Annotated in this window: 11 protein-coding genes; 7 read left to right on the top strand and 4 right to left on the bottom strand. The window is 64.3% G+C overall.

Translation table 11 applies throughout. From position 1 onward, the window contains the following. A partial coding sequence (locus WCB02_RS19765) for an NAD(P)-binding domain-containing protein (RefSeq protein ID WP_423960635.1) occupies positions 1-1,051 on the bottom strand: 1,051 nt, incomplete at its 3' end. Positions 1,052-1,100: 49 nt separating this feature from the next. Beyond that, positions 1,101-1,418 (bottom strand): ArsR/SmtB family transcription factor, encoded by a 318-nt coding sequence (locus WCB02_RS19760; protein WP_423960634.1) that lies wholly within the window; start codon positions 1,416-1,418, stop codon positions 1,101-1,103. 140 nt (positions 1,419-1,558) lie between these two features. Here WCB02_RS19760 and WCB02_RS19755 point away from each other — a divergent pair, with 140 nt between their 5' ends. From WCB02_RS19755 to WCB02_RS19740, 4 genes are read left to right on the top strand one after another with little or no spacing between them, the layout of a single operon-like run. Further along, positions 1,559-1,702, top strand: a complete 144-nt coding sequence (locus WCB02_RS19755) for a hypothetical protein (RefSeq protein WP_423960632.1) — start codon at positions 1,559-1,561, stop codon at positions 1,700-1,702. Between the two features lie 4 nt (positions 1,703-1,706). Further along, positions 1,707-2,762 carry an ACR3 family arsenite efflux transporter gene (gene arsB, locus WCB02_RS19750; protein WP_423960630.1) on the top strand — a complete coding sequence of 352 codons (1,056 nt, stop codon included), beginning with the start codon at positions 1,707-1,709 and terminating at the stop codon, positions 2,760-2,762. Next, a complete protein-coding gene (gene arsC / locus WCB02_RS19745) occupies positions 2,759-3,190 on the top strand; it encodes an arsenate reductase (glutaredoxin) (protein WP_423960628.1) in 432 nt (143 codons plus the stop codon). Before arsB ends, arsC begins: the two co-directional genes overlap by 4 nt. Before the next feature lie 10 nt (positions 3,191-3,200). Continuing rightward, a complete protein-coding gene (locus WCB02_RS19740; RefSeq protein WP_423960626.1) occupies positions 3,201-3,650 on the top strand; it encodes an ArsR/SmtB family transcription factor in 450 nt (149 codons plus the stop codon). Positions 3,651-3,698: 48 nt separating this feature from the next. Here WCB02_RS19740 and WCB02_RS19735 read toward each other — a convergent pair whose 3' ends face one another. Together WCB02_RS19735 and WCB02_RS19730 are read right to left on the bottom strand one after the other, a co-directional pair. Next, positions 3,699-4,202, bottom strand: coding sequence for a ferritin-like domain-containing protein (locus WCB02_RS19735; protein WP_423960624.1), 504 nt, complete (start codon positions 4,200-4,202; stop codon positions 3,699-3,701). A gap of 131 nt (positions 4,203-4,333) precedes the next feature. After that, positions 4,334-5,260, bottom strand: coding sequence for a 2Fe-2S iron-sulfur cluster-binding protein (locus WCB02_RS19730; protein WP_423960623.1), 927 nt, complete (start codon positions 5,258-5,260; stop codon positions 4,334-4,336). A 531-nt stretch (positions 5,261-5,791) separates the two neighbouring features. Between WCB02_RS19730 and WCB02_RS19725 the strand changes: the two genes are divergently transcribed. The 3 genes from WCB02_RS19725 to WCB02_RS19715 form a co-directional block, all read left to right on the top strand. Further along, entirely contained in the window at positions 5,792-6,649 is an 858-nt protein-coding gene (locus tag WCB02_RS19725; RefSeq protein WP_423960622.1) for a response regulator, read from the top strand. A gap of 614 nt (positions 6,650-7,263) precedes the next feature. Beyond that, a complete protein-coding gene (locus WCB02_RS19720; RefSeq protein ID WP_423960621.1) occupies positions 7,264-8,544 on the top strand; it encodes an HlyD family secretion protein in 1,281 nt (426 codons plus the stop codon). Positions 8,545-8,614: 70 nt separating this feature from the next. Continuing rightward, on the top strand, positions 8,615-10,937 hold a 2,323-nt coding region (locus WCB02_RS19715), incomplete at its 3' end, for a peptidase domain-containing ABC transporter (protein WP_423960619.1).

Genomic DNA, 10,937 nt, shown 5'->3' with positions numbered 1-10,937 from the left:
TACCGCAGCTGTGTTCGTTCGGGTCGATCAGCGGCGCCAGCGCAACCGGACATTCGATCGCGGGATCGAGCTGAATGCGCAGCTCGCGCAGGAATTCAAACTCGGGGCGGAATCCCGTGGCGACGATGAGCTCGTCGGCCATGACGTTGCGGCCGCAGCAAGCCGACCCCGCAGCGATCCTCAACCGTCCGTCCTGGATCGCAATGTGAGTGGTACGAAAGGCCGGCTCGACCCTGATCTTGCCTGCCGCGACCAGAGCCGCAAAAGTGGATCCGAGTTCGCCGCGCGCCGCCAGCTTGTCATTGGCGCCGCCGCCGAAGGCCTGCTCAGGCTTCTCGCCGCGCAGCAGCCAGATGATCCCGGTTTCCGGATGCTGGTCCTTCAAGGCCGCGAGATCGATCAGCGTACCTATCGCCGAATGACCCGCTCCCAGCACCGCCACGGTCTTGCCGATGTAGCGCGCGCGACTGGTCCCGAGAACGTCGGGCATCGCGTAGGCGATCTTTTCGGCGGCGTCTTTCTCACCGATCGCGCTGAGCCCGTTGGCGCCGGCCGGGCTGGGCGTCGACCAGGTCCCGGACGCATCGATGACGGCGTCCGCACGGGTCACCCTTTCCCCCAATCCGTCAGGATAATCCGCGTTTCGGTATCGGATCTCGAAGGGCGCCAGTTCGCGTCCCCTGGTCTTGAGCCGATCAAAGCCCTGGCGACTTACGCCGGTGACCCTGCTCGAACGCAGGATGTGATTTCGCAGCGGCGTCCTTGTCGCGAGTGGATCGAGATAGCGCTCGATCAATTCCGCGCCGGTCGGATAGACCTTTGGGTCCGGCGAATTCCAGCCGGTCGCAGCCAGCAGCCGCCCGGCGGCCTTGTCGACGTTGTACTCCCAAGGCGAGAACAATCGCACATGCTGCCACTGGCGCACCGCATGCGCGGGCTCGGCGCCCGCCTCCAGCACGACTGGCGTCATGCCGCGTTCGAGCACTTGGGCCGCGGCGGCGAGGCCGACAGGCCCGGCTCCGATGATGGCGACCGTCTTGGCTTCGTTCATTCATTTCTCCCATCAAACCGGAATTATCGAAATTGGCGTGCCGCGAGGCCTATGCCGCCGTCTTGGCGTCCTTGCACGCGACCTCGTCGGCGCAGCATTCGGCGACCAGGAAGTCGACGAGATCGCGCATGGTCGCGTAGTTGGCGTGGCAGACCAGGGTGGTGGCTTCGCGCACCTGCGAGATGAGGCCCACGGTCACCAGCGTCTTGATGTGATGCGACAGGGTCGAGGGCGCGATCCTGAGCCGGTCCTGCAGCTTGCCGACGGGCATGCCGGCCTCGCCCGCACGCACCAGCGCGCGGTAGATCTTGAGCCGGGTCGGATTGCCCAGCGCTTCGAGATGGGTCGCGGCATCGTCCAGCTTCATGTCGGCCTCACGACGTCTCCGGTTTGCAGGAGATCAAACCGTAATTCTAGAATATTCGAAATACAAGCTCGATTTTCCATTTGACCGTCGTGCAATATTTCGATAAGTCTCGACATATCGACTTACAGGACACGAGGCCGATGACGGACCAGGTTTCCAACGTCCTGTTCCTGTGCACCGGCAGCAGCGCCCGCTCGATCATGGCGGAAGCGCTGCCGGCACCAGGCTGCGCGAGATCGGCCGCAGCAAAGCTGCCTCATCCTCCCGGCGCGGACGTAGCGTGACCCCATGAACACATTCGAACGATATCTGACGCTCTGGGTCGCCCTCTGCATCGCGGCGGGCGTCGCTCTTGGACACGTGATGCCCGGCCTCTTCGGCACGATTGCCGCCGCCGAGATCGCAAGCGTCAACATGCCGGTCGCGGCCCTGATCTGGCTGATGATCATTCCGATGCTGCTGAAGATCGATTTCGGCTCGCTCGGCAAGGTTCGCGAGCACTGGCGCGGCATAGGGGTCACGCTCTTCATCAATTGGGCGGTGAAGCCATTCTCGATGGCGATCCTTGGCACCTTCTTCATCGGTCACGTCTTCGCGCCGATGCTGCCGTCCGGGCAGATCGCCTCGTATATCGCCGGACTGATCTTGCTGGCAGCGGCGCCCTGCACGGCCATGGTGTTCGTCTGGTCGAACCTCTGCGAAGGGGAACCCAACTACACGCTCAGTCAGGTGGCGCTGAACGACGTTCTCATGGTGTTCCTGTTCGCCCCTCTCGTCGGGCTCCTGCTCGGCGTGGCGTCCATCAGCGTGCCATGGTCGACGCTGCTGCTCTCGGTGCTGCTTTACATCGTCGTCCCCGTTCTGGTCGCCCAGGTTTGGCGCGCGGCCCTGCTGCGCTCGGGCGGCGATGCCCTTGGGACGACGCTGAGGCGTCTTCAACCTGCGTCCCTGGTCGCCCTGCTGGCTACGCTGGTCCTGCTGTTCGGATTTCAGGGCGAGCAGATCATTCGCCAGCCCGGGGTGATCGCCATTCTCGCCGTCCCGATCGTCATCCAGGTCTATCTCAATGCCGGTCTCGCCTACTGGCTGAGCCGTCATTTCGGCGTGGCCTGGTGCGTGGCAGCGCCGGCTGCGCTGATCGGCGCCAGCAATTTCTTCGAACTTGCGGTTGCGGCAGCGATCAGCCTGTTCGGTCTGGATTCTGGCGCCGCACTCGCAACCGTCGTCGGCGTCCTCGTGGAGGTTCCCGTGATGCTTTCCGTCGTGCGTATCGTCAAGGCCACACGCGGCTGGTACGAAGCCGGCGCGCGGAATCCGGCATCCGTCGCCGAGGCGCGCAGGTGAGCATAACCATCTACCACAATCCCGATTGCGGCACCTCGCGCAACACGCTGGCCATGATCCGGCAGAGCGGCGTTGAGCCTGCGGTGATCGAATATCTCAAGACGCCGCCCTCGCGCGACAGGCTTGCGGAGCTGATCGCGGCGATGGGCATCCCGGTGCGCGCGCTGTTGCGCGAGAAGGGCACGCCGTACCAGGCTCTTGGCCTCGACGATCGCAAATGGACCGACGACCGGTTGATCGACCAGATGCTGGCGCATCCGATCCTGATCAACCGGCCGATCGTGGTGACACCGATCGGCGTCAGGCTTTGCCGTCCGTCGGAGGCCGTGCTCGACATCCTGCCCAATCCGGAGATCGGACGGTTCGTGAAGGAGGATGGCGAAGTGGTCGAGAGCGGCAAGGTTCGGTCAACCGACAGGACGGATTGAGGACGCATCGATGCGGAAGTCCATGCTCGCAGTCGCAAGCCACGCCGGCGCGGTCATAACCGGGAATTCGTTCCCGGAGGCGCATGCGATCTCGGCCCTGTCCGCGCTCGCCCAGCCGACGCGGCTTGCGATCTTTCGCCTCCTGATGAAGCATGAGCCAATCGGCATCGCGGCCGGCACCATCGCAGAGACGATCGCCACGCCGCACAACACGCTGTCGACGCACCTGGCGATCCTGGTCCGCGCCGGGCTGCTGCGCAGTTCGCGGGAGGGCCGCAGCATCATCTATCGCGCCGACGTCGCGGGCATGCGCGCGGTGATCGCGTTCCTGGTCGAGGATTGCTGCGACGGGCATCCGGAGCTTTGCAACATGGTCGCCGCCGACACCGCGGCCTGTTGTGCGCCGGCGCCGGCAAGGTCCGGTTCGCGCGGCAGGAAGGCCGCGGCGCGGCAGCGCTGAGCCGCAGGGGCGGCGGAAGCGCGGGCCGCCCGGCCAAGCGGCAGCCGGTCAGTTCGACAACATGGTCCCGCGCAATGTCGCCTCCGACGGGCCGCCATTATTGCGTTCGTCCTCGATCCATTGCCTGATCCAGTTCACGTGCTCGACTTCCTCGGCGGCAAATTCCGCCGCGAGCACCCGGATCTCCGGATCATCGGTGTTGTCTCGGACGGATTTGTAGAATTCGTAGCCCGCCGTCTCGCTGGTGAGCGCGATATCGAGCGCTTCGCTCTTGGCCAGGAACGGATCGGCGGCCCAGATCGCCGCCGATTCCGGGCTTTCGACATCGGGCCATTTGTAGGCATCGGCATGCATCACGGGAATGTCGCGAAATCCGGACCGCGCGCGGGCGTCGGCAAGATGCAGCCGGGAGTAATCCGACAAGCGCCGAAACAGCGAGCCGACGTCCTTGTTGCCGTAGCTTTGCATGACGTCGGCCAACTGGCCGAAGCGCAGCGTCGCTTCTTCCTCCAGCTTGATGGCGTAGGCGAGAAATTCCTCAACAGAGTCCATTGCAGCTGCTCCTTTGCTCAGAGCCTTTTCCGGAAGGGCGGACACCGGCCTTCCCCGGGAAAATGCGACCAATGAAGAACAACTAGCGTGTTTTCCGGTTCAACGTAATCGGAAAACACTCCAGGTCCCCGCTAGTCGGCGACCGGCTCCGCAAGCGAGGGCAACGGATTCTTCTGCAGCCATTCCTCGCGCTTGATCCAGGCCTCGAGCACTTCGACATGTTCGGCTTCTTCGCCCGCGAACTCCTTCGCCGCGGCGCGGATCTCCGGATCCTTGGTGATGCCGGCGACGGAATAATAGAATTCATATCCTCGCTTCTCGCCGACCAGCGCCGCCCGCAGCGCGTCGAGACGCGACATCAATGGATCGCCCGCCCACAATGCCGTGCGTTCCGGCGTCTCGTGGTCGGGCCAGGCGTAGTCCGGCGGGATATGCTTTTCGACGTCGACCGCCGCGGCGCGTTTCTGCGCTTCGGCGAGATGCAGGCGCGAAAAGCCGGCAAGCTGCGCGAACAATCTCGCCACCTCGTGGTTGCCGCAATCGGCCATCGCCGTCGACAGCTGGTCGTAATGAAGCGCGGCGTCCCGTTCGACCTTGACGGCAAAGCCGTGAAACTCCTCGATCGAGGCGATCTGCACGCCGCCCTTGTAGACCTTGGCGGCCGGCGTCAGGTGCGGAGCCTCCTTTGGCAAGGTCTCATCGCCCGCGAAGGCGACGACGATGTCCTCGTTGCGCACGAAGCACTGACAGGCCAGCCGGTAACGCGGCGGCATATCGTTGACCTCGGCGTTGTAGATTTCATCCTTGGTGATCTTGCCGAGCTGGCGGAGCAGTTCCTTCTCCTTCTCGGTCAACGCAATGGCGTATTTGGTGGTCTTGCCAGGTGCGAGATGCCTGACCTCGACGAGGCACGAACCGCATTCGCCATCCTGGCAATCGAACGGAATCGGGATCTTGTGGGCCTTGGCCACCGCCAGAATGGTGCCGCGGTCGCCGGCCACGGCATAGACGGTGACGTCCCGTGCCATCACCGGGGATGAAAATGTGACGTTGCTCATGGCAAGCTCCTATGGTGACGCTTTGGGTCGGTTTGCGCGCGCCTCAACGAGGGCGGCGCCGGACAACGAGGTGGCACGTGCAGAATTGTGGCTTTATTCAAACGCCGATCGGGACGCCAGCGAAGCACCCGACAAGCCTTGAGCAAGCCGCGTGCCAGCCGGAATGGATGAGCAAGTCAAGGGAGTTAGCTGATCGACGACGGTCTTGTCGTGACGACGGCTCGGGCAATCGTCGGATTCGCGACATGGATCGGGCGATTCCCAACGCTGAATTTGGCGCGGTCGGACCTTGACCCAAAATGCCCTCGCCGCCATCCCGGCGATCGATCCGACGCGATCCCCGGCGTATGCGTGGCGTATGCGGCGGTTACGTATTCGTACCTGGACGATCCTTATCGCCTCATTAAGTCGCCGCGGGCGATCGATACCGGATACCGGCGCAACAAGCTTGAACGAGCATCGACATGGCCGGTCCTGACCGTACGATCCTCGGTTGAGAAACGAACGGCCGGGTGCACGGAGGTGCGCGAGATGGGAAAATCGTCAAAAGAGCCTGTGCCGAGGATCCTGATTGCCGACGACGATCCCTGTGTCGTCAGTGTGGTCGCCGACCGGTGCGCCCGGCTGGGTTTCGACGTCGAAACCGCGAGCAACGGACTCCAGGTGCTGATCAAAGCCGGCGAGCAGCCGCCGGACATTCTTGTCATCGACGTCCACATGCCCGAAGTGGACGGCCTCATGACCCTGGCCTATCTGCGGGATATCGTCAGGAAGCCGATCCACGTCATGGTCGTCACCGGAAGTCCCGGCTTCGAAATTGCAGAGAGGTGCGAGGGGTTCGACGTTTCCTGCATCCACAAAGGACGAAATTTCTGGACCGAGTTCGAAACCGGCCTTGTCATGCTCTATCCCGAGCACGCGGCCGCAATCGCCCGGTCGGGGGACGGATCGGCCAGTCCTGAAATCAGGAAACGTCCGCGTGTCCTGCTGGTGGACGACGATATCGCCGTCAAGCGATTATTCTTCCATCGGTTCGCGAACCTGGGCGCAGACCTTCTGTACGCGGCCGACGGCGTGCAGGCTTACTGGAAGGCGCGGCGCGAGCAGCCGAGCGTCATCGTCACCGATTACAACATGCCCAACAGCAACGCCGAGTATCTGTTGGCGCGATTGCGCAGCACACCGCAAACCAGAAGCATTCCGGTGATCGTTCAGAGCGGGCGGCGGCTCAGCGAGCCGATCCGGCGAAGGCTGAGCGAGCCGGTCCCCGGTCAAGCGGGCGCGATGCGTATCATCCGGAAATGCGCCGACGCCGGCGAATTATTCGAAGCGCTGCAGAGACTGTGCGGCTTCACGGGCAATCTCGAAGGCGGATTGATCTACCAATAACGGTTCGGCTGCGATTTCGGCTGCAACGCCGTGCGTTCATGGACATCGGGCGACCGTAACGGTGGCCGGTCCCGCCCGCGACCGGGTTCGCTCGCGGGCAACTGCTCCCGATGAACGGGTGCGCGCCACACACCCTCGCGCCGGCCCTCCTGCACCCACTGTCTCGCGGACGAGTTTGCGCGACATGCAGAGGTGCGCAGCAAAGCTGCAAATCTGTTCATTTGGAACCGGATACTTCTCCTTCTGTTTGCCGCGCATCCGGCGCAGTCGAGTCTCATTTTTTCAGTATTCTGCAGAAATCATGCAAGTAGAGACGCAGTCATACGAGACCTGATGCAAACTAATCCAGGCTTTCCGGTTCGCGCCTTGCAGTTGAAGTCATCAACTACTCCACGGAAATGGATCCTGACTAATCGTCGACTTATTGCTGAACTGTTGATGAGGAAGATCGACATGACCCGCAACGCTCTGCCTCGTGGTCCTGCACCGGCGTCCATGTGACGTTGCCGATCAGACGTCGCGCAGTTGCCGCGCGACCGGCTCGCATCTGATTAGTTTTCGGCAGGTCTCCCCGCCTTCGGGAGGGACGCAGCCTGCTGATGCGGAGTTGATTCATGCCGCAATTGTTTCGCGACCGGGCCTTGCGCCACAGGCTCACCAAGCAGTCGGGCACCGTGTTGAACTATTCCCGCTGGACCCGGCCGGTATCGGCGGCATCGGCGGCGCTGAGCGCCGGCTTCATCATCCTGATCATATTCGGGCATTACACCCGCGCGGTCGCGATCTCCGGCTATCTGGTCCCCGAAGGAGGCATCCTGCGGGTGTTCGCGCCGCAACCCGGGATCATCGTGGAGAAGCGCATCAAGGCCGGCGATCACGTCGCCAAGGGCCAGCCGCTGTTCGTGCTGTCGGCCGACCGCGAGGGCCGTGAGCAGGAGCCGCTCTACGCGCAGGCGACCGCGTCGCTGCGTGACCGGCGCGCGAAAATGGCCGACACCATCGAGAAGACACGCGGCATCCAGCAAGCCGAGCTTGCCCGCATCCAGATACGGCGCCAGGAAGCCATCCAGCGGCGGACGCTGCTCGACGACAAGATCGCCACCATGGTGGAAGCGATCAAACTTCGCAGCGCGATCTTCGAGCGCAAGAAGGACCTCGCCGATCGCAAGCTCGGGACCGTCGACCAGAGCGAACAGGTCGAACTCGGACTGCTCGACCAGCGCACGCAGTTGTCCGGGCTGCGGCTCGATCGCGCCACACTGACGGAGGAGATCGCCGGCCTCGACAGCGATATGGCGGAGAAGCCGCTGCAGCAGCGCAACGAGATCAGCGGGCTGCAACGCGAATTGTCGGCGCTCGATCAGCAGCTCGCCGAATCGGAGACGCGAGGCGAGAACGTCATCGTCGCGCCGGCCGGCGGCGTGCTCTCGGTCGACCTGGCGACGCTCGGCCAATCCGTGATGCCGAGCCAGCCGTTGGCCGTGATCCAGCCCGAGGGCGCGGCGCTGCAGGTTCATCTGTTCGCGCCCAGCAGGGCGATCGGCTTCATCAAGCCGGATGAGCGCGTCAACCTGCGCTACCAGGCCTTTCCCTACCAGAAGTTCGGCCAGCAGGAAGGCCGGGTGCGCTCCATTGCGCGCACCGCGCTGTCGGCGGCTGAACTCGCCTCCCTCAACCTGCCGCAGCAGGACCAGAACGAGCCGCTGTACCGGATCGTGGTCGAGCCGCGCCGGCAGGCCATCGAGGTCTATGGTCAAGAGACGCCATTGCAGGCCGGCATGACCGTCGACGCCTACGTCCTGCAGGAGACCCGCGCGATCTACGAATGGATGCTCGAGCCCCTGCTCAGCGTCCGCAGCGTCTCCATGTCCAGCGGAGCGGCCGATGCACATTGAGCTCAGACCAATCGGCCGGCGACTGGCGCGCGGCCTGTCACGCGTCAATCGATCGCTGCGGAGGGGCGCAGTGTCCGGCCGCGCGCGCTTCGGCGCCGTCACCGCGGCGATCGGAGTCAAAGGACGCGGATACGCGACCCGGATGGGCCGCCCAGTCCGCATCGCCCGGCTTCCCGCGCGGCTTCGCCTGATCGTCGCTGCGATCGGCGGACGCGACTGGTCATGGCCGCAGCGCGCGATCCGAAGGACAGCGCGCCGCTGGCGGACGGCTGCGGTCCTGCGCGCGGCCGACCGCCAGGATCGGGCGCGCGGCGGTCTCGAACAGATATCCGAACGACTGAATTTCGGCTTTGCGCCAAAGCTGCCGGTGCTGCGGCAGACCGAGGCCGCCGAATGCGGTCTCGTCTGTCTCGCCATGGTCGCCTCGTTCCATGGCCTGCGCACCGATCCCGCGGCGATCCGCGCGCGCCACGCCACCTCGAACCGCGGCCTGACGCTCGCCAACATCATGAAGATGGCAGCCCCGCTCGGTCTGGACGCGCGGGCGGTGCGGCTCGAACTCGCTGATCTCGACAAGCTGCGCCTGCCGGCCGTGCTGCACTGGAACCTCGATCATTTCGTCGTGCTGCGCCAGGTTACCCGCAAAGGCCTGCGCATCCACGATCCCGCCTCCGGCGAACGGCTGATCCCGTGGATGGAGGTCGACAAGGCGTTCTCCGGTGTCGCGCTCGAGCTGTGGCCGTCCACCGCGTTCGCCAAGGGCGACCAGCGAAAGCGCATCGGCCTGTTCGACGTCACCGGTCGGATCAGCGGCGCGCTCGGCTATCTCTTGAACCTGGTTGCGATCGGCGTGCTTTTGGAGCTGCTTGCGATCCTGGTGCCGTTCTTCACCCAATGGGCGATGGACAACGTCGTGGCGCTCGGCGATGCCGACCTCCTGACGCTGCTCGTCGTCGGCATGACCATCGTGCTGCTGCTGCAACTGGTGTTCACGACGTTCCGCGGCTGGTTCATCACCTATACCAGCTCGACCTTCAGCCTGCAGTGGAAGAGCTCGGTTCTCGGCCACCTGGTGCGGCTGCCGCTGGCCTGGTTCCAGACCCGGCATCTCGGCGACATCGTCTCCAAATTCCACGCCACCGACGCGATCGCCGGCGCGCTGAACACGATGTTCGTGGAATCGATGTTCGACGGCGTCATGTCGTTCGTCACCCTCGGACTGATGGCGCTCTACAGCTGGAAACTGTGTCTGCTCGCGGCAGCGATCATGCTGCTCTACGGCGCGTTCCGCGCGCTGCAGGTCGTGCCCTATCGCCGGGCGCTCGAAGCGGGGATCATCACCGGCGCCCGCCTGGAATCGCATCTGATGGAGACGATCCGCGGCGTGCGCACCGTGAAGCTGTTCCTGCAGGAGGATGGCCGCAAGACCGAATGGCTGTCGCTCGCGGTCGACGCCACCAACGCGGCCGTCCGCACCCAGCGGCTCAAGCTGTCGTACCGGACCGCCAACGGCTTGCTGGGCTCGATGGAGCGCGTGCTGATCTTCTGGCTCGGCATGAAGGCGGTGATCGAGCATGAGATGACGCTCGGCGCGATCATCGCCTTCATCGCCTACAAGGACCAGTTCTACAGCCGCGTCACCAGCCTGATCGACAATTTCATCGAGCTGCGGCTGCTCGGCACGCAGGTGGATCGCCTCGCCGACATCGTCCTGACCTCGACCGAGCAGCAATACAGCGCGACGCAGCCGGCGCGCGCTGGCGCGTTGGACTGGAGCGTCGAATGCGTCGACCTGCGCTTTCGTTATGGCGAGTTCGAGCCGATGCTGCTGGACGGATTGAACCTGAAGATCGCGCCCGGTGAGTCGGTGGCCATCGTCGGTCCATCCGGATGCGGCAAGACGACACTCATCAACATGATGCTCGGCCTGATCGCGCCGACCGGCGGTCAGGTGCTATTCGGCGGACATCCGATCGATCGGTTGGGTCCGACGGTGGTGCGCCAGCATGTCGCTGCGGTGACCCAGGACGACATCCTGTTCGCGGGATCGATCGCCGAGAACATCGCGGCCTTCGAGCCTGCAATCGACATGGCGCGTGTCAGCCACTGCGCCGAACTCGCCTGTATGCACGCCGACATCGAACGCATGCCGATGGGCTACAACACGCTGGTCGGCGACATGGGCAGCGCGCTGTCCGGCGGACAGCGCCAGCGGCTGCACATCGCCCGCGCGCTGTATCGCGAGCCGCGCGTCCTGGTCATGGACGAGGCGACAAGCCACCTCGACGTCGCCACCGAGACCAGGGTGTCGCACCATATCGCAGCGCTCGGCATCACTCGCATCATCGTCGCACACCGGCCGCAGACCATCGCGTCGGCGGACCGGGTGGTGG

It is taken from the genome of Bradyrhizobium sp. (assembly GCF_049581145.1).
Classification (GTDB): Bacteria; Pseudomonadota; Alphaproteobacteria; order Rhizobiales; family Xanthobacteraceae; genus Bradyrhizobium.
Note: the sequence above shows the minus strand (reverse complement) of the source record. Positions and strands in the feature narration are given on the sequence as shown.

What these genes read in the sequence shown, in the direction of transcription:
- WCB02_RS19760 (WP_423960634.1), bottom strand. Translation starts at nt 1,418, where the DNA reads ATGAAGCTGGACGATGCCGCGACCCATCTCGAAGCGCTGGGCAATCCG.
- WCB02_RS19755 (WP_423960632.1), top strand. Translation starts at nt 1,559, where the DNA reads ATGACGGACCAGGTTTCCAACGTCCTGTTCCTGTGCACCGGCAGCAGC.
- arsB (WP_423960630.1), top strand. Translation starts at nt 1,707, where the DNA reads ATGAACACATTCGAACGATATCTGACGCTCTGGGTCGCCCTCTGCATC.
- WCB02_RS19740 (WP_423960626.1), top strand. Translation starts at nt 3,201, where the DNA reads ATGCGGAAGTCCATGCTCGCAGTCGCAAGCCACGCCGGCGCGGTCATA.
- WCB02_RS19735 (WP_423960624.1), bottom strand. Translation starts at nt 4,202, where the DNA reads ATGGACTCTGTTGAGGAATTTCTCGCCTACGCCATCAAGCTGGAGGAA.
- WCB02_RS19730 (WP_423960623.1), bottom strand. Translation starts at nt 5,260, where the DNA reads ATGAGCAACGTCACATTTTCATCCCCGGTGATGGCACGGGACGTCACC.
- WCB02_RS19725 (WP_423960622.1), top strand. Translation starts at nt 5,792, where the DNA reads ATGGGAAAATCGTCAAAAGAGCCTGTGCCGAGGATCCTGATTGCCGAC.
- WCB02_RS19720 (WP_423960621.1), top strand. Translation starts at nt 7,264, where the DNA reads ATGCCGCAATTGTTTCGCGACCGGGCCTTGCGCCACAGGCTCACCAAG.